Source organism: Nonomuraea sp. PA05, from assembly GCF_008086045.1.
Lineage (GTDB): Bacteria > Actinomycetota > Actinomycetes > Streptosporangiales > Streptosporangiaceae > Nonomuraea > Nonomuraea monospora.
This window is the reverse complement of the sequence record NZ_VSEY01000071.1, coordinates 1-17,945: the sequence shown is the minus strand read 5'-3', so window position 1 is coordinate 17,945 and position 17,945 is coordinate 1. Positions and strand designations below refer to the sequence as shown.

The following is a 17,945-nucleotide window of genomic DNA, read 5'->3' as shown; positions in this document are numbered from 1 at the left end:
CGCCCCGCCTGTCCAGGCCAGTTTCGACGACTACGCGTGAGGAGGTGGCCTCCTCATGGCGCTCACCGTCGGCGAGCTGGTCGCGTACGCGAAGGTGGACAGGTCGGACTTTAAGCGCGGCACGAAAGAGATCGCCTCCGACCTGCGCAACCTGCAATCCTCCACGTCCTCCTCCATGGCCGGCATGGAAGGCACGGTGGTCCGGTCGCTGGCCGACATTCAGCGGGCGATCGCCGACGGCCTCGACCCGGCCGACGCGATCAAGGACCTGGACCGGCTGGAACAGCAGCTCGACCAGTCGCTGCGAGACATGGTCGACGACGCCGACCGGTTCGCCGAAGACCTGGAACGGGAGATCGACGAAGCCTTCGCCGAGCTCGACCGGCGCGACCGCGGCCACATCACTGTCGACGTTGACGCCGACACCACCGAGGCTCGCGCCGACATCGCCGCCATCCAGGAAGCGCTGGACGCGCTCGACGACGAACGCGTCCGCGTGGACGTCGACACCGACCCGGCCAGGAAGGCGCTGTCCGAGCTGGGCGACGTGGGCGAGCGGACGGGAGGCCTGCTCGGTAAGGCGCTCAGCGACGGGTTCGGCGTGCTCGGCAAGGTCGGCCCGGCCAACGTGGCGCTCGCCGTGGCCGCCATCCAAGCCCTGCCCACCGTGGCGGGGGTGGCGGCGGGCGGCATCGTCGCCGCCCTCGGCGGCGCCCTGGTCGCTGTCGGCGTCGCCAATGCGGCCCAGGCCGACCGGGTGCAGGACGCGTGGAAGGACGCGGTCGGCGAGATCAAAGCCGAATTCTCGGACGCCGCCCAACCCCTGGAAGGCAGCGCGATCCGCGCCTCGGATGTCGCTCTGCGCGCGTTCGAGCGACTCAAGCCCAGCCTGAAGCGGATCTTCGCTGATGTCGTCCCGGACGTCGACTTTTTCATCGCGAAGGTGGGTGACGGGGTCGGATCCTTGGGCCCCACCTTGGAGCGGCTGGGCGACTCGTTCGGGAATGTGCTGTCCGAGATCGGGCACCGCATGCCCGCGATCATGGACAACGTCAACGGCGCCCTCACCACCTTCTCCGAGATCGCCGACGAAGACCCGCAGATGCTCGCCAACGTCTTGGAAGACGCGACCGAACTCCTCAGAGTGGGCGCTGAAGTCTTGTCGTGGGCGGACGAGATCAAGTTGGCTTTCAGCATCCCGTTCGGGCCCGGCGGAACGTCGGCTGGCAACAACTATTTCTGGGAGCAAATGTTCGGGATGAGCTACGACGAGTTTCTGACTCAGTCGGGCTCAATGTCGGACGCCCTCGCCGCCTTCCGGGCCGCAGCCCAGCAGGGTGCAGCCGCGGCAGGCGACGTCGGCGACGAGTCGAACACTGCCGCAGGCGGTGTGAAGAATCTGTCCGCCGCGCTGGAAGAGTTTTTCAACCCTGCCCAGAACGCGCTCGCCGCCTCGAACGACTGGTCGCAGGCTCTCCAGCAGGCCAACAAGGAGTTGGACAAGGGCAACCCCTCCCTGCTCACTCGCAAAATGCATTTGGAGGAGCTGCTCGGGGCGCTCGCCAAGAAGGCGGAGACGGAGAGGGAGAGCACCGGCGCGACGGAGGCGTCGTCGAAGGCGTTTGAGAAGAACGCGGAGATGCTGGCCGCGCTGGCAGGGAGGAGCGCGGAGGGCGGGCAGGCGCTGGTGGGGCTCGCCACATCGCTGGGCTACACGGTCGAGTCGACCAAGAAGGGCATCACGATCACCGACGAGTTCGGGAAGACGATCGCGAAGCTGCCACCGAACAAGGACGTCAAGGTCAACGCTGACACGAAGGACGCCCAGTCCAATGTCGGCAAGGTGAAGAACAAGCTGGGCGAGCTCGGCCCGGCCGGGACGCAGGCCGGCAAGGACCTCGGTGCGGGCCTGTCCTCCGGTATCCGGTCCTCGATCGGGGATGCGATGGCGGCGGCCGGCCAGCTGGCGCAGGCGGCCGTCAACCAGATGAAGCAGTCGCTGAAAACCCACTCCCCGTCCCGGGTGACGGAGGAGATCGGCCGCTGGACGGTGCAGGGCCTCGTGCAGGGCCTGCGGGCGGAGGAGGGCACTGCGGTCTCCACGGTGGAAACCATGGTGTCGCGGATCAAGGAGGCGTTCGGCTCCCAGCCCGACGTGGCCGACCACTTGCTCACCTTCGTCAGCAAAGGCAACAACAGCTTGGCCGCCCTCGCCAAGCAGCGCGAGGAGCTGGTCGCCAAGCTGGCGGCGGCGAAAGAGTACGCCAAGCAGGTGGCCGGCGATGCCGCCGAATGGGCGGCCATCACCGGCATCAGCGCCGAAGAACTCACCTCAGGCGGCGACCTGGCCGCCCAGCTGCAGGCGCGCGCGTCCGCGATCAACAATTTTGCGAACAACATCCAGACCCTGGCGAAACGCGGCCTGAACAAGAAGATCATCCAAGACATTATCGACGCCGGGGTGGAGAAGGGCGCGTCCTACGCCGAGATGCTGGTCGGCTCGGACGGCTCCGAAATCAAGGCGTTGAACAAGGCGCAGGCCGCCGTCGACAAGGCGTCCAAGAAGCTCGGAAAAGCCTCAGCGGACGCCATGTTCGACAGCGGAAAGAAGGCGGGCGAGGGCTACCTGAAGGGGCTGCAGGAAAGCCTGAAGGCGCTCGACAAGGAGATGACGAAGATCGTCAAAGCCTTGGTGGCGGCGATCAAGCGCGAACTCAAGATCAAGTCGCCCAGCCAGGTGATGGCGGAGATCGGCCAGTACACGATGGAGGGCCTGTCGGTCGGCATGCAGTCCATGCTGGCGAAGGTGGTCGCCACCGCACAGTCCATCGTCAACCAGGCGGTCGCCGCCGCGAAGAAGGCCGCCGGCGGCGGTGGCGGCGGGGGCGGCTCCGTCAAGGGCGAAACGACGGACGATTTCGTGTCGCGGGCGCCACTGGTCGTAGGTGAAGGCCAGATAGCGCCGATGGCTACTCCTCCGCAACCGGCGTCGGGGCAGCCTGCGGTGAACGTCGACCTGCGCGGCTCCGTGATCCGCGAAGAGGCCGACATCGGCCGGCTGCAGCAGGCGATGGGCCTCGAATACAGCCTGCGCGGCAACGTTTAACCCCTCAACCCCAGCAGGAAGGCGGTATCCGGCATGCCCGGAAACGTTCAAGGGTTCACGCCCGCCGACCTGGCCCGGCTGCGGTCGGTCCACACCAACCCCGGCCACACCACGCCGCACGTGCGCGAGCAGCGGCACGGGCTGCGCGTCGTGCGCGTCGTCCGCCGCATGACCGACTCCGGCGCCGTCGTCACCACCCGCGAGTTCGGCAACCGGCGGGACGTGCACGTGCACGCCCCCCTCATCGTCGGCAGGCTGCGGTGAGGCGCGGACGGGCGCAGGCCCGCCTCGAACTGGAGGCCGCCCTGGAAGGCGAGGCGGACCGGTTGCAGGCCGCCAAGCAGGCGCACGCCGACCACCCGAGCGAGGAGACGCGGGCCGCCCGGCGGGCCGAGATGGAATCCCTGGCAGAAACCCGCTCCTGGCTGCGCGCGCTGCACGCGATCGGCAAAGCGGAACGGGAGATCACCCGGCTGGCCTCGCGCGGCGCGACCGCCGACGAGATCCGCCCGTACGAGCAGCAGATCACCCACATCCGCGCTGTGCACGGGCCGCTGATCGACGCCATGGCCCAGCTCGCCAGCGCCCCCGCGGCCGAGGCCGGCGGCGAGCTTCCGCCCGGCGCGGCCGAGGCGGCGCCGCCGGTGGTGCGCGGCCGGGCCCGATTCGGGAAAGGCGGCGATGTCTGATGGCGTGGACCGCGTCAGGGCTGATGGTGGCCGCCCACATCGACAAGTGGGACGACTCCCAGCTAGCCACCGACCTCACCTCCGAGACGGATCTGAAGGCCGCCTTCTACGGGTCCGGGGTGACGCCGAACTTCGGGACGGACACCGCCTACAACGCGGGCACGTGGGCCACCGCCAACGAGTCGGCGGGCGCCGGATACAGCGCGGGCGGGCTGCTGGTGGTGAACACCACCCTCACCCACGCCACAGGGTCGATGAAGTTCGACGCCGACAACTTCTCCATCCCCGACTCGACGATCATCGCCGAGGGCTACCTGCTGTACGACGACGCCCACGCCGACCGCGCCCTGGGCGCCGTATGGTTCGGCGAACCGTTCGAAACCCAAGACGGGACGTTCTTGGTGACGCACGACAGCCTCGGCATCTTCCTGCTCGACCTCACCCCGTAGGAGGCGGCCGTGGCCACTGGGACGATCATTCTGCCGATCGGGGCAGCCGACCTGCCCGACGGCAGCGCGTCGAACGCCGCACCCGACATCCGCAAGGTGAAGTCGTCGGCGTCGGCGCCGTCGCCGTACTTCAAGCACGCCCTCTTCGACGCCGCCACCAAAGAGCAACTCATGTGGTCGTTCCGAATGCCGGAAGACTACGCATCCACCCCAGTCCTGAAAGTCCAGTTCAAAATGGCGTCCGCGGTCACGGGCAACGTCGTCATCGAGGGCCGGTTGGCGGCCACCACTCCCGGCGACGCCACCGACCAGGACGCGAAGGCGTTCGCCGCCGCCAACACCAGCTCGGCGACCGCCGTCCCCGCCACCACGGCCGGGAAGATCGGCGAAATCAGCCTGGCGCTGGCCAACGCCGACAGCCTGGCAGCGGGCGATTTCGTCGTCGTGTACTTCGCCCGGGACGCCGCCAACGCGAGCGACAGCGCGGCTGGCGACATGGAAGTCGTGTCCGTCGCGCTCACCTACACCACCACATAGCGAGGAGGTGAGCAGGTGGCGCGCACGTTCGACGGCGTCGACGACAACATCCAGCTCGCCATCGGCGGCCTGTCGACGGTCACCTTCGCCTCTACCTGGGTGGTCGTCTTCCGCGCCGCCAGCGCCGCCGAAGGCGCCCTCATCGGCGTCGCCAACGCCTCCGCCGGACTCGCCGGCGTCCTCAACGTTCAGGCCAACGGCACGTTCCTGTGGTTCGGCGACGGCGGCCTGGCCGAGTCGACGCTCACCGTCGTCCCCGGCGACGGCTGGGCGCTGATCGCGGTCAGCAAACCGGCCGGCGCCAACCCGGCCACGTTCCGCAAGTACATCTACAGCACGAACACGTGGACGAGCGAAACCACCGCCGACCCCGTCAACGACGGGGCAGCGCCCGGCGCCGGCTCGGTGCGGCTCGGCGCGTACTACGACGGCACCTTGCCGTTCTTCGACGGTCAGATCGCCGCCGCCGCCATCTTCGCCCGGGCGCTCAGCCAGGCCGAGGTGGAGAATCTCGCCCACAGTCTGGGCGGGTGGCGGGACGCCGGCCCGGCCGCCATGTGGGTGCTCGACCAGCACGCCGTCGGCCAGCAGGTGAAGGACTGGGCGGGCACCGCCAACCAGTCCGGCATCACCGGCACCAGCGTCGCCGGATCGTCCGCGCCGATCGGGTACGGCGAACCGTTCATCCAGGCCACACCGAAACGCGGCCAGCACGCCACGGCCGACGCAACCGCCGTCCAGGCCGCCGCGGCCATCCCCGAACCGGGCGTGTCTGCCGGCGCAACCACCCACCCCAGCAGCGTCACGGCTGCCGCGTCAGTGCCGACGCCCGACGTGTTCGTCGGCGACTCGCCGCCCACCCTCGTACAACCATCCCCGATCCTGCCCGTCACGATCATCCCGGCACCGGCCGTCACCTTCTCCACCAACGCCCACCCCGGCCTGCTGGCGCCGCACGCGGTCGTCCCCACCCCGACGGTGGACGTGCCGATCAACCCCGGCGACGACCTGACCGCGGCCGGGCAGATCTCGTTCAACGGCTTCCGCATGGGCGGGGAGAGCAACCCGTACCGGTGGAAGCGGCTGACCGGATGGTTCGTCGACATGCCGGACGTCGACAACGGCAACGTGCCTCACCCCTCCGACCACGGCGCCCTCTCCGGGTCGAAGAAGGCGCAGGCCAGACGGGTCGCCTACGAGTTCAACGTGAAGGGCACCCGGGCCGAGGTCGAGCAGATCGCGTTGAATCTGCTCACTGGGCTGCCGCTGCCGGAGGCGGACGAAGAGATCCCGCTGGCGATCCGGGTGGGCGAGCAGATCCTGGTCGGGCAGGCCGCCTGCCTGAAGCGCACCGTTGAGATCGACAGGAACTTCCGGATCGGGCTCGCCCCCGGTTACGCCCTGTGGGAGCTGTCCAACCCGCGCCTGTACTCGCGGGAGCTCCTGACTGCAGTGGTGCCCGACGGCGGAACCGTCGACGTGTTCCACGCCGGCAACACCACCACCCACCCGACGATCCGCTGCCCCGGGCCGACCCTCAACCCGGAGCTGGTGATCGAACGCACCCTCGACGACGGCAGCGAAACCGTGGTGACGGTCGGCTTCGACCTGACCGTCGACGTCGGCGAACTCCTCGTGATCGACCCGTTCAACGGCACCGCCAGCGTCGGCGAAGAAGACGTCGGCGGCACCCTCTCCAACTCCAGTCTCGGGATCGCCGACCTGGTGCTCGGCCGCGACATCTCCTCCATCACCTACAGCAGCGCGGACGGCACCGCCCCGGCGGCGACCGCACTGTGGCGGCACGCCTACATCTGACCGGGCGAAGGGGGGTGGCAACTCGTGTCTGCGACGTTCCGCACCCCCACCTCAGCGGCCGGCCCCAACGGCGGCTTCTTCGCCGTCTCCCAACCCGAGGGTGTGACACCCCAGACGGGGCTGCTCGCGTTCCTGGCCGCCGACTCCGGAGGGTTCGCGTTCCTGTCCGGCGGCAGCGACTGGGAACTGCTCGCCCGCATCGCCGGACCGTCCACCCACCTGTCCGCCGTCGACGTGTGGTGGAAGGCTCGCGTCCCCGCCGACGACCCGGAAAACTACATCGTCCAGATCGGCCCGACCGCCGACGGCGTGGTCGCCATCGTGCCGATCGTCGGCGCGACCGGCACACCGCAGGTGTTGGCCGGGTCCTTGTACGCGGGCACCACCGACGTCATCTCGCCGGGCGGCGACCCGCCCAGCGCGGACGGCCTGGAGTTCCGGTGGGCGGCCGGCATCCCCAACGAGGCCACCATCTCGTGGAACACCCCGGACGGCTACCAGAAGATCCTCGACCTGCAATCCGAGGACGAGGTCGGCGGCAGCCTGGTGTGGCGGCGCATCTACTCCACCACCCCGGCCGACCCGGCCACCCACACCGCATCCGACAGCCTGCAGTTCGGCGCCGCGCTGACCGTGTTCGTCAAGTCCGCGCCGGTCGTCATCCCGCCCGACCCGCCCCCCTTCCCGGCGTTCACCCCGGTCAAGGGCTTGCTGCCGATGCAGTACCGGGTGCACGACGCGCTGACCGGCTCCTACCGGGGCGAGCTGCGCACCGCGACCGACGTCACCTTCGACCGCCGCGACGGCGACGCGGGCGGCTTCTCCTGCTGGTGCCCGATGCCGAACCGGCGCGAGGCCGACAAGCTGGCCCGGCTCATCCCACGCGACCCGGCCGACCTCGACTCCGGGCCCGGCCGGCTCGTCGTCCACCCCTGGCGCAGCGGCGTGCTGTGGGGCGTCTACTGGCTGCACACCGCCGAGATCGAACAATCATCCCGCCTGGGTTTGGGCTTGCGCATGCAAGGCACCACCCTGGACGGCTACATGGCCAGCGTGTCGCTGGAAGAGGATGTGCTGTTCGTCGGCGACCAGATCGACAACGCCCGCGCCTTCATCGCCCACCTCGGCCAGGACCCGCGCTCCAACATGGGGTTCACGCTGATGCCGGGCACGTCCGGCACGGTGCGAGAGCTGGCCGCCAAGATAGCCGACAACACCACGTACGGCCGTGTCCTGCGGGACTACGCGCGCGCCGACGGCGGCTTCGGCTACGTCATCAACCCCACCGTCACCGAGACGGGCATCGAACGCCGCTGGGTGTGGGCGTCCCCGCAACTGGACTTCCCCGACCTGAAGGTGACGTTCACGCAGGCCCGCAACGGCGGCGAAGTCACCGGCTTCCGCGAAGTCCGCTCAGCGCTGCGCGGCGCCACCCGGTTCGGCGTCGTCGGCGGCATCCCGGACGGAGACGCCTCCACCGAACGCACAGCCGTCCGCACTCCGCTCATCGAAACCGCTCACCTGGACGCCGGATGGCCGATCTTCGACCAGCGGATCATCCACCCCGGCAACAGCACGGACATGACCGAGCTCGAACGGTACGCCGCCTACTACGCCGCCACAGCGGCCGGCGCGCCGCGCGTCTTCTCCGCCGACGTCATCCTCGGCCGCTCCTCCGGCTTCCACCCCAACATGATCGGCGGCCAGGTGCGGTTCGTCATGAACAACGACTGGCACACCCCCACCGAGGAAGGCGGCTCCAGCTTCAACGGCTACCAGCGGATCATCGGCTGGTCCCTCACCCCGGCCACCAGGACGTTCGGCAAGGACAAGTTGCAGGTCATCACCGCACAGGCGGGAGTCGGCTCATGAGCATGCCCATCGACCCCTTCCCCGTGGGAGAGAGCCAGATCGTGCGCGAACTGGCCCGCCGGGTCGCCGCGCTGGAGAGCCGTCTCGGCGTGCAGCCCGCCGTCCAGATCAGCGCCTCCTCCGGCCCGCTGTTCATCCCCAACAGCGGCGTCCCGGACACCCCGTCCGGCGGCTGCCGCGTGTACGCGGTCGGCGGCGAGCTGCGCGTCATCCAGTCCAACGGCTCCGTCCGCCAAATCCCGGCGCAGGGCGGGTCCGTCACCACCCCTACCGTCAACCTGTCCAACGCGCCCGCCTCCTACAGCCAGACGTGGGCGCAGGACCTCGCCGCGTCCACCAGCTCGATCTTCCAGTCGTACGCCAACGCCTCCACCGGGCTGCTGACCATCCTGCGCACCGCCGGCATCATCGCCACCTGATCGTGGGCTGCCCGCGCGGGCGAGGATGCGCGCCCACCAGGGATGCGCGGGCAGCCCCACCCCCTCCCATCCCCTGATCGAGGAGTGTCCGTGACCCAGCTCGACCCGCTCGGCCCCGTCACCATCGGAGCCAGGGAGATCTACGACCAGCTCCTGGCCACCGACAGGAAGGTGGACGGGATCCGCGGCGAAGTCGCACAGGTCGCCCAGGCGCACGGCGAGCTGGTGAAGGACACCGCCGACCACGAAGCCCGCATTCGCGCGTTGGAGCGCGGACGCTGGCCGCTGCCGTCCGCCGCCGTCCTCCTATCCCTGGCCGGCCTGGTGCTCGCCCTCATCACCTTCATGTCCAAGGGAGGCTGACCATGCCGTGGTTGACCCGCCTCGCCACCGTGGCCAGGAGGACGGGCTTTCCTGTCATCGAAGTCGACGGCTGGAAGAGCCGCGGCCACGGACCCCAGCCGGAAGTGCAGGGGGTCGTCTGCCACCACACGGCCGGGCCCGCCGCGGGCGGCGACTACCCGTCCCTGAAGGTCGTACGCGACGGCCGCCCCGGATTGGACGGACCCCTCTCCCAGTACGGCCTGGGCAGGTCGGGCACCATCTACGTGATCGCCGCCGGGCGGTGCTGGCACAACGCGCCGTCCACGTCGCCGCTGCACGACAACTCCTCCTCGATCGGGATCGAGGCCGAGAACAACGGCAGGCAGGCGTGGCCGACGGCGCAGCTGCTCGCTTACCGGCGGCTGTGCGCTGAGATCTGCCGCGAGTACGGGCTGCCCGCCTCCCGGGTGAAGGCGCACCGCGAGGTGAACACCGGCAAGCCTGACCCGCACGGCATCGACATGACCGACTTCCGCGCCGACGTCGCCAGGCTGCTCGCGGGGCGGGCGCCCGCGCTCTCGGAGTCTTGGACGGAGGAACTCGTGGACAACCTGCCCACGTTGAAGCCGGGCAGCAGCCACGCCCGCCACGTGAAAACCATGCGAGGCCTGCTGTGGGCGCGCGGCTACGAACCCGCCAACATGCACGCCACCCGGTACGGCGCCAACCCGGACGACCTCGCCGACCTGAAAGCCCAGGTGAACGCCTACAAGAAGGCCCACGGGCTGGCCGAGGACGGCGTGTGGGGCGACGCCTGCTGGAAGACCGCCCTCTCGTAACCCCCTGAGACTGCACCACCCCCGGCCGCCCGTGGACGGCGTGCCGGGCTTTCACCATGTCCCCGAGCCCAGGAGCCCCTGTGCTGAAGAAGATCGCCCCCCTCGCCGCGACCGCCGTCCTCCTCCTGGGAGGCGCCGGAGTCGCGGCCGCCTCGGAGTCCGCCACGGTGGCGGCGAAGCCGAAGCTGTACGGCGCCTGCATCTCCACCAAGACCGGCGCGATGCGGCTGCTGGAGCCGAACCGGCTGAAGAAGTCCCAGCACGGCAAGTGCAAGTCGTCCGAGCGGAAGATCTACCTGCCCACCCGTGACGGCCTGCCGGTCGTGCCGCCGGTCCCGGCCACCGTCGTGTTCAAGCGCGGCACCAGCGTGGAGACGTGCACGAAGACGACCGACACGGTGCTCACCTACGACTGCAAGACCCCGGCCCCGTCGCCATCGCCTACCACCACCGCCCAGTAGCTCCTGAGGAGGAGTCGTGCAGGTTCGTATCTTCGGCCGGGAACCGGCCGTCTGGGTGTACGCCATCAACGCGCTGGTGGCCGCGTTCGTCGCCTACGGCCTGCCCCTCACGCAGGTCCAGACGGCCGCCATCTCCACCCTGGCCACCGCGGTCATGGCCGTCATCGTGGCCGTGCTCACCCGCCCGTTCGTCGTGTCGGCGCTGACCGGCGCCATCTCGACCGGCCTGACGGCGATGGCCGGGTTCGGCCTCGAACTGTCGCAGGAGCAGATCGGCGCCACCGTGGCCGCGCTCAACATCGTGCTCGCGCTGGTGCTCAGGATGAACGTGTCCCCGGCGCCGGCCACATCGGATTACCCGCCGGGCGCGCACACCGGCCGGAACCTGTCCGGCCTGTAGCGATCCCGGCGTCCCGCGGGTTACGGTGGCGTCACTGCCGCGAGGCCTCGGGAACGTCGAGCCCCCGCCTCCCTCCTTCGTGGAGGGGGCGGGGGCTCTTCGTCGTGTTCGTAACCCGTCTGCAAGCGGCGCGCGTCACCCTAGGGTCCCCGCCCCTTCTACGGCCCCAGGAGCCCCGATGCGCCCCCTGTTAGCCGCCGCCACCCTCGTGCTCGCTGCGGCCGGATGCGGCCTCACAGCGCCGCCCCAGACCGTTACGGAGGCGACCTCGACGGCCCCGCCGTCGAACGAGCCGGGCCGGCCGGACCGGACGAAGCAGCAGCGGGCGTTCCTGGCCGCGCTCGGCGCCGACTCCGGCCGAGAAGACCAGCACATCGAGGACGGCCAGGAGGCGTGCGAACTCGCCGACTACGAGGACCGGGTCACGATGGTGCAAGAGGTCCTCGACCCGGTGGAGGGCGACCGCGACATCTACCGGGCCGCCTTCACCGCACTCTGCCCGCAGCACAAGAAGGTGTGGACGCTGGCCGCCTCGGGGTTCGCGGACGGCAAGCACACCGTCGGGAAGCAGATCCGGGCCGGCACATACCGAACCATGCGCCGGCCGGTGAAGGACTGCTACTGGGAGCGGTCGACCAGCGCGGGCCGGATCATCGCCAACCAGCTCGTCACCAACGCGCCGAACGGGCTACGCGTGACGCTCGCGCGCGGGGAGGGGTTCACGTCGCGGGACTGCGGGCCGTGGGTACGGTCGTAGGTGTGGCGCCCGGTGCGTGGGGAAGCGACCCGGGCGCCGCCGCGCGCGCACGGCTGCGCGTGGGATGCGCGGCCACCGCTTTTCGATCTTGCTGCCACGGGGTGCCACGGCCGGGTGCCACACCCCCGCCACGCCGGGTGCCACGAAGGGGTGCCACAGCGCGTGGCACCCCTTCTGACCTGTAACACCCTCCCCCAACCCCCGCCCGCCCCGCCACGGGGTGCCACGCGATCAAGGAAGTTCGGGGCGCTCCGCCATCAGATACCGTTGCTCGTCGTCGTCGTAGCCGAGCACCCCGGCGTCGACCAGCTTGCGCAGGCTCTTCTGCGCCCACTGCCGGGACATGTCCGTCGACTCCCACAACGGCCGCAAATCCCGTGTCGCGAAGTCGCGCGCCCCGCCATCCCACAGCGCCTGAAGGTGCGCCATCAACGCCTGGCCGCGCTCCTCCGACGTCATCTCCTGCTCCGGGCCAGCGAACGTCAACGGCGGCTCACCGTCCGGCAGATCCTCGATCTCATCGTCGATGTCGCCGCCCACTCCAGGGTCGGGATCCTCGGTGTGCAGGTACTCGCGCGCCACGGTCGCCACCTCTTCGTCGTCGTCTTCCTCTTCCAGGTTGGCCGGGAACGTTGCCACGGCCTGCGCCCCGCCGGGCAGGCGGGACACCTCCGCCGTGGCCGGGTCGATCTGCTTGGCGGCGGCCGGCCACTCGACGGCGTGCGCCCGCATCGCCGCGTTCGCCCGCTCGTCGTCGAACTCGCCCTGGTCGTCGAGCCCCCACGCGTACGTGCGCAGCGGCATCGCGTACCGCCCCTCCGCGACGGTGGGCGCGTCGAGGTAGGCCATGCCGGGCTGCGCGTTCGTCCAAATCTCCGGCCGGCACTCGGCATCCTGCTGCCGCTCCGACAGCCCGAACGCCGCGTCCTGAGCGTTCTCGACGCCGAAGCACATCTTCGCGAGCTGGCCGCGCGCGATCGTCGGCATCTGCGTGTAGTCCGAGCGTTGCAGCGACAGCACGATCGTGCCGCCCGCACTCCTGATCGCTTTCAGCATGGACAGGAACGTTTCCTGCTCCTTGTCGGACAGCGCGTCGAAGATGTCGGGGAACTCCTCGAACCACAGCACCCAGTAGATGAGCCCGCACCCCTTCTTCCACTTCTGCAGCCCCTTGCTGGTGAGGTAGTTGGTGCGCTCCTTCACCCGCGGCTGCAGCTCGGCCAGCATCGCCTTCACCCCGGCCTTGGTCGTCTCGAACCGGTGCAGCGCCTCCCGCATCGGGCCGAGCGTCTGGTCGCCCTTGGTGATGTCGGCGGCGAACACGGCCACGTCGTAGCGGGTGATGATCTCGCCGAGGATGTTCCAGGCACCACCGATGGACTTGCCGGCGCCGGTCATGCCCATGGCCTGCACGTGGTGGCCGACGATCGTGTATTCGATGTCGTCGAGGTCCTGCCACACGCCGATCCGCAGCGGGTCGGCGATCGACAGTCCGGGCCGGGACGGGCCGGGCCACACGATGGGGTGCTTCATCACGCGCGGGTCGGAGACGACCACCTTCGCCTTGTCGGCGCGGTCGGGGTCGATGCTGGCCGTGATGCTGCCCGGGGGCAGCCCGATCCCCGACTCGACGTAGGCGACCTTCTTCTGCAGATCCTCTGCGACCTGCCGCCCGCCGTCGAGCTGCACGTCGCCCTCAACCTTGTGCGCGGACGCCGCCGTGGTCTTCGCCTCCACCTGCTTCATGCCGGCCTTCTCCGCGCCCTGCCCGAACAGGAACGCGAGCGGGTCAGCGATGACGCCCGGGGCGTCCCAGCCCTTCATCCGGATGACGGTCCGGATGTTCCAGGTGAGGGCGACCGTCGTCCCGCCGATCAGGGCGAGCCGGCCGGTGACGACGGTGGCCGGGCCGTTAATCGTGGCGGCGCACACCCACAGCCCGGCCAGGAACGTGGTGAGCGTGGTGTGGGTTTTCCCCCACGGGCCGCGCGCGTGCGACTGCCCGAACGTGACCCCGGTCAGCACGAGCACGGCGACCGCCATCAGGAACATCGTCCACGCGATCGTCTCTGGGTCGTCGCTGTCGAGGATGACGTGGAATGCGCATCCGACCCCGAACACGAGCACGTACGCCAGCCACGGTGACGCCAAGGTGACGAGCTTCGACACCTCCTTCGCCGTCACCTTCGCCAGCGACGACTCCTCGGAGACGGTGGCGAGTTCCTTGGATCGTGTCGCGGCCATCAGTCGTCGTCCCAGTTGAACGTGGACTTACGAGCCTCCGGATTGGCTTTCGGCAGGATGTCGACGAACTCCTTGCGGAACTGGGCGTGGAACTTCACCAGCTCGACGCCGGCGCCCTTCTGCAGCTCGGCCGCCCGCTTCAACCGCTTCACCACTCTGCGCGCCCGTAGCCTGACGTCGGGCGCGCCGACCACGGACAGGAGCGGGTGGCCCTTGAAGGAGCGGATGAGGACGGCGTACAGCTCGTCGGAGCCGATCTCGAACTCCTGGCCAAGATCCCGGCACAGGTCACGGCCGACCCTGGCGTAGTCGGTGATGGCCCGCGGCCCCTCCCACGGGATGGCAGACAGTTCGGGGATGCGGCCCCGGCCCGGCCTCTCCTCGGTCACAGGTCCGCCTCCCACGTCTCGTTCAGGACGGCCCGGAAGCGGCGCAGGAACACCGCGGTGCGCGGCACGCCGAGCCAGGCGCACACGATCGCGTCGAGGGCGCCGGCCGCGAGCACGACCGCGTGGCCGAGCCAGGCGAGCAGGAACACGAGCCGGGCGGCGAGGAGGGCGGCGGCGGCTCGTACGGCACGGCCCCGGCCGCCGGGCGCGGTGGTCACCACGTACACGGTCCGGATCACGGCCTGCCCCCTGATCCGTTCACCGCGCCAGCGCGGCCGGCCATCAGAAGATCGGAGAGCCGTCCCGCTTCCTCTCCGGCCTGTCGTTCGGCCGCTTCCTCCCGGTCGGCGATCACGTCGGCTATGACGTAGCCCGCCTGCCGATCGGCGATCTCGAACGATCGGGCGATCTTCGAGCGGACCGGCTTACCGCCCGCGTCGAGGATCATGTGGACGGCGATGGCGGCGAACCACTTGCGCACTTCCCGCTCCGTCTCCGCATCGAGGAGAGGCCCCTCGGGCCGGTCGTTATCGTCCGGCCCGTCCTCGGTGTCCGAGTCGCTAGAACCGGGCTCGGCGACCTCCTGAGACGGTTCTGAAACCTTGCACGTCTCCGCAAAGCTACGTTCTGCCTGGTCACCCATGGCGGCAGGGAACAGATGGCGCAACGTGTAGACGAACAAATGGGTTCCGCAGAAGATCGTGCCGATCACCAGGACGGCGATGACCGCGACGACCTGCCATGGCAGCGAACCGACACCGCCGGACCGGGTCGTGGCGGTGGTCCAGCCGAGCCCGTGCAGGAACTGCAGCAGCCCCGACGCGGCGGTGAAGAGGGCGACGATGCCGAGCGCGTACCGTCGGGCGGCCGGGTCATGGCGCAGGATCATCGCGGCGACGATCGCGACGACGATCAGCCCGTCGATGCCGATCCACCACAGCCGGGCGGCACCGGGTTCGATATGTGCGGCGAGCGCGGTGTCACGCAACGCTCCGAGACCGGTATACAGGCCGACGCCGACGATCGCGAGCACGAGGACGGCGAGCGCAACCACCCCGAGGACCGCCCAGGCGGACCGATCCGAGCCGCGCGCCGGCGGTGTGCGGCGGGCCGTGCGCTTCGCCGCGCACTCGGATCGGCGGCGCTCCCACCACGCGTTCACGCGCCGGACCCGCGGCTCCCGCTCTTCCTGGCCGACATCCTCCGGGCCGGTCTCGGCGGGCCGGTCGGGGCCCTCTGCTTCGGGAGCGGGGTGGGGTGTTTCCGTCTTCTCGGACAGGGGTGGCGCGCTGGTCGATGCTGCCATAGCTTCAGTCATGGCGATGGACTCCTAGTTGGATTAGGTGTCTTGAGCTGGAAGAACCCCCGCTGGCGTTGGCGCGCCGGCGGGGGCCTTCTTCATTCTGTGGAGTTGGCGGGCCGCCCCTGGAGTGGTGATACCTCCTCCGCTGCGACGCCTGCGGGGTGGCGGAGCGGAGTCCTACTCCAGGGACGGCCGATCGGGTGGCCCCGCCCTCCTGGGTCCCTCCGGTTACGGGCGGGGCCGCGGCTCCGGTGTGACGCCCGGAGCCGGTCTATGGGCGCTGATCGCGCCAGCGGCGGACCCAATCCCGCAGCCACGCCGGCCACTTGAACTCGTCGGGAGCCGGGCCGCCAGTCATCGCGGTCCCCACCAGATCTATGCAGGCGCTGCAGCAGTCCGTCTCCTCGCCCAGCGGGCCCGGGAACGGGACGGAAGCGTTGCCTACTGCGTGCACCCATACGCGCGGCGCGGCGGGGCAGATCGCCTGCCCCCACTCGCCCGGCCGGGCGTCCGCCACCGCATGTCTCACCGTGGGCGCTTCAGGTGCCTGCACCTCGCCCAACGCGAAGACGGCGGTCATGGCTGGTCTCCCGCCTGGTCAGCAGCTGCTCGCTGGGCGCGGAACTCGTTGTGCTGGCACGCGTTCCGCAGCGTGAAGACGGATCGGGCGTGAAGCTCGGCGAACACGCCGCCTGCAACCTCGTCGGCGGTGGGCGGGGTGTCGCGGACGGCCCGGTAGCAGTCTTGGGTGGTGTCGTACGAGGTGGTGTATCCCTCGATGGAAGGCACCAGCACAGCGCGGATGTCGGCCACCTCGGTGGAGTCGTGGCCGGAGAATGAGCGCGCCACCAGCGAGACTGCCCGCGCCATCAGCACGGCAGTCTCGCCCTCCTCCGGAGGGTCCGGAATGACCTGCTGGACGCGATGCGGGCCAGCATCCGTGCACACCGTGCCGCCGTCCCGGGTCGCCCACTTCCGCTCGCCCTGGTGGTAGTGCACTTCCTCGCCGCAGCCCAAACAGAGCGGGGCGTCGCTGCCAACGGGGTCTCCCGCCATCAACTCCGTGCCTCGCCCCGACCAAGGCGGCGAGACGCGCTGCATGACGGCCTGGCCGCTCAACGCGTAGGCGATGCGCACGGCCGGCGCCTTGATGCGCTCCAGCTCGTAGAAGTCGGCGGCGAAGATGACCTCGCCGGTCGGCTTGTGAACCGCCCGCCAAGACTTGTCGGGCAGCTGCTCGACGTCCCGAAACTCCGTGATCTCGGGAGGTTTGGGCGGGACGGGCGTGCCCGTAGGATCTGGCATAGGTCGCACCTCCATCGTGCGCCGAGGCCCCGGAGCTCCTGGCGTGTCCGCGCCAGGCCGGGGCCGTTTCCATGTCCGGCCTACTCCGCACCGGGCGTAGACCTTGCCCAACACCATAGGACCTCTTAAGACCTCTTGGAAGGTAGTAGGACCTTAGAGCAGGTCACAGCACCTTTAGCGTTGCGATCATGGCGTTGGAAGATCGCAGGGACCGCATCAACCTCGACGGGCCGCGGCTGGTCTGGCAGCAGGTGGCGGACGACATCGAAGCCGACATCACGTCGGGTCGGCTCCGGCCTGGCGCCAAGCTGCCGAACGAGCGTGAGATGGCGGAAGTCCAGTACGGCGTCGCCCGCGTGACGGTGCGGCGTGCGGTGAAGGAGCTCGCCGACCGCGGCCTCCTGGTCGTGGTGCACGGGCGGGGCACGTTCGTCGCCGAACGCCCAGCCAGCGGGGGTGACGGCGGTGGCGAAGGGTAGCAGCGGCCGGTGCGGGTGGTGCCGCACCGGCCAGACGCCACCGTACCCAGCCTGGTGCACGCTTATGCATGCTGTAGCACGCTGCAGCGTGCTTATAGCGGCTTCAACGAGCTTAAGCGCACCCCAATAGCGTTCCCGCCATGGTTGTGTTCCGGGCAGGCGAACCCCAGTGGCGGCGCGATATAGAGGTGTGGCGTCAGCTTTCCAACGAAATCCGGAACCGTATTAAGAGCGGCGTGTACAAGCCGGGGCATATGCTCACGCAAAACACTATTGCGCAAGAATTCGGGGTCGCCCCGAACACGGTGCGGAAAGCGTTCGCGGATTTGCGGGAGAAGGGCCTGATTTACACGCGGATCAGGCTCGGTAGCTTCGTCGGTCCGGAGCCGGAGGGCGAGGATTAGGGGTCTGGCCTGCGGATCCCTTGATCCGCGTTAAACCTTCTGATTCGCTTCGTACGCTGCTAATGCCGGACCAGGTCAGACGGCTTGTCGTACGCTGCTTAAGGGGAGATAATCCGTAGTCAGATGCTCTATCCATTGAGCTACGGCCGC

At 69.5% G+C, this 17,945-nt stretch carries 20 protein-coding genes; 15 read left to right on the top strand and 5 right to left on the bottom strand.

The window, feature by feature from the left end:
- The first annotated feature begins 55 nt into the window (after nucleotides 1-55).
- The 13 genes from FXF51_RS56765 to FXF51_RS56705 all read left to right on the top strand — a co-directional run bounded on the left by FXF51_RS56765 (nucleotide 56) and on the right by FXF51_RS56705 (nucleotide 11,671).
- The gene (locus FXF51_RS56765) at nucleotides 56-3,106 is read left to right on the top strand and encodes a hypothetical protein (protein ID WP_148443202.1); all 3,051 of its coding nucleotides are present in this window, start codon (nucleotides 56-58) and stop codon (nucleotides 3,104-3,106) included.
- 33 nt (nucleotides 3,107-3,139) lie between these two features.
- A complete protein-coding gene (locus FXF51_RS56760; RefSeq protein ID WP_148443201.1) occupies nucleotides 3,140-3,370 on the top strand; it encodes a hypothetical protein in 231 nt (76 codons plus the stop codon).
- Nucleotides 3,367-3,795 carry a hypothetical protein gene (locus tag FXF51_RS56755; RefSeq protein ID WP_148443200.1) on the top strand — a complete coding sequence of 143 codons (429 nt, stop codon included), beginning with the start codon at nucleotides 3,367-3,369 and terminating at the stop codon, nucleotides 3,793-3,795. The genes FXF51_RS56760 and FXF51_RS56755 overlap by 4 nt, the downstream gene beginning before the upstream one ends.
- On the top strand, nucleotides 3,795-4,244 hold the full coding sequence (locus FXF51_RS56750; protein ID WP_148443199.1) for a hypothetical protein: 450 nt from the start codon (nucleotides 3,795-3,797) through the stop codon (nucleotides 4,242-4,244). Before FXF51_RS56755 ends, FXF51_RS56750 begins: the two co-directional genes overlap by 1 nt.
- Nucleotides 4,245-4,253: 9 nt before the next feature.
- On the top strand, nucleotides 4,254-4,781 hold the full coding sequence (locus FXF51_RS56745) for a hypothetical protein (RefSeq protein WP_148443198.1): 528 nt from the start codon (nucleotides 4,254-4,256) through the stop codon (nucleotides 4,779-4,781).
- 15 nt (nucleotides 4,782-4,796) lie between these two features.
- A complete protein-coding gene (locus FXF51_RS56740; RefSeq protein ID WP_148443197.1) occupies nucleotides 4,797-6,599 on the top strand; it encodes a hypothetical protein in 1,803 nt (600 codons plus the stop codon).
- A 24-nt stretch (nucleotides 6,600-6,623) separates the two neighbouring features.
- On the top strand, nucleotides 6,624-8,471 hold the full coding sequence (locus tag FXF51_RS56735) for a hypothetical protein (RefSeq protein WP_148443196.1): 1,848 nt from the start codon (nucleotides 6,624-6,626) through the stop codon (nucleotides 8,469-8,471).
- Nucleotides 8,468-8,890 carry a hypothetical protein gene (locus FXF51_RS56730; protein WP_148443195.1) on the top strand — a complete coding sequence of 141 codons (423 nt, stop codon included), beginning with the start codon at nucleotides 8,468-8,470 and terminating at the stop codon, nucleotides 8,888-8,890. Before FXF51_RS56735 ends, FXF51_RS56730 begins: the two co-directional genes overlap by 4 nt.
- 90 nt (nucleotides 8,891-8,980) lie before the next feature.
- Entirely contained in the window at nucleotides 8,981-9,253 is a 273-nt protein-coding gene (locus FXF51_RS56725) for a hypothetical protein (RefSeq protein ID WP_148443194.1), read from the top strand.
- Between the two features lie 2 nt (nucleotides 9,254-9,255).
- Nucleotides 9,256-10,053, top strand: coding sequence for an N-acetylmuramoyl-L-alanine amidase (locus tag FXF51_RS56720; protein WP_148443193.1), 798 nt, complete (start codon nucleotides 9,256-9,258; stop codon nucleotides 10,051-10,053).
- Nucleotides 10,054-10,133: 80 nt separating this feature from the next.
- A complete protein-coding gene (locus tag FXF51_RS56715; RefSeq protein WP_148443192.1) occupies nucleotides 10,134-10,514 on the top strand; it encodes a hypothetical protein in 381 nt (126 codons plus the stop codon).
- A gap of 16 nt (nucleotides 10,515-10,530) precedes the next feature.
- A complete protein-coding gene (locus FXF51_RS56710) occupies nucleotides 10,531-10,914 on the top strand; it encodes a hypothetical protein (RefSeq protein ID WP_148443191.1) in 384 nt (127 codons plus the stop codon).
- 178 nt (nucleotides 10,915-11,092) lie between these two features.
- Nucleotides 11,093-11,671, top strand: coding sequence for a hypothetical protein (locus FXF51_RS56705; protein WP_148443190.1), 579 nt, complete (start codon nucleotides 11,093-11,095; stop codon nucleotides 11,669-11,671).
- Between the two features lie 231 nt (nucleotides 11,672-11,902).
- Here FXF51_RS56705 and FXF51_RS56700 read toward each other — a convergent pair whose 3' ends face one another.
- The 5 genes from FXF51_RS56700 to FXF51_RS56680 form a co-directional block, all read right to left on the bottom strand.
- Nucleotides 11,903-13,915 (bottom strand): hypothetical protein, encoded by a 2,013-nt coding sequence (locus FXF51_RS56700; protein ID WP_148443189.1) that lies wholly within the window; start codon nucleotides 13,913-13,915, stop codon nucleotides 11,903-11,905.
- Entirely contained in the window at nucleotides 13,915-14,304 is a 390-nt protein-coding gene (locus FXF51_RS56695) for a hypothetical protein (protein WP_148443188.1), read from the bottom strand. The genes FXF51_RS56700 and FXF51_RS56695 overlap by 1 nt, the downstream gene beginning before the upstream one ends.
- Entirely contained in the window at nucleotides 14,301-14,543 is a 243-nt protein-coding gene (locus tag FXF51_RS56690) for a hypothetical protein (protein WP_148443187.1), read from the bottom strand. The genes FXF51_RS56695 and FXF51_RS56690 overlap by 4 nt, the downstream gene beginning before the upstream one ends.
- Nucleotides 14,540-15,610, bottom strand: a complete 1,071-nt coding sequence (locus tag FXF51_RS56685) for a hypothetical protein (protein ID WP_148443186.1) — start codon at nucleotides 15,608-15,610, stop codon at nucleotides 14,540-14,542. Before FXF51_RS56685 ends, FXF51_RS56690 begins: the two co-directional genes overlap by 4 nt.
- A gap of 573 nt (nucleotides 15,611-16,183) precedes the next feature.
- A complete protein-coding gene (locus FXF51_RS56680) occupies nucleotides 16,184-16,912 on the bottom strand; it encodes a hypothetical protein (RefSeq protein WP_148443185.1) in 729 nt (242 codons plus the stop codon).
- Nucleotides 16,913-17,100: 188 nt separating this feature from the next.
- On the opposite strand from FXF51_RS56680, the gene FXF51_RS56675 reads away from it, so the two are divergent.
- On the top strand, nucleotides 17,101-17,391 hold the full coding sequence (locus tag FXF51_RS56675; protein WP_148443184.1) for a GntR family transcriptional regulator: 291 nt from the start codon (nucleotides 17,101-17,103) through the stop codon (nucleotides 17,389-17,391).
- Nucleotides 17,392-17,531: 140 nt separating this feature from the next.
- The gene (locus tag FXF51_RS56670) at nucleotides 17,532-17,795 is read left to right on the top strand and encodes a winged helix-turn-helix domain-containing protein (RefSeq protein ID WP_148443183.1); all 264 of its coding nucleotides are present in this window, start codon (nucleotides 17,532-17,534) and stop codon (nucleotides 17,793-17,795) included.
- The last annotated feature ends 150 nt before the right edge of the window (nucleotides 17,796-17,945 follow it).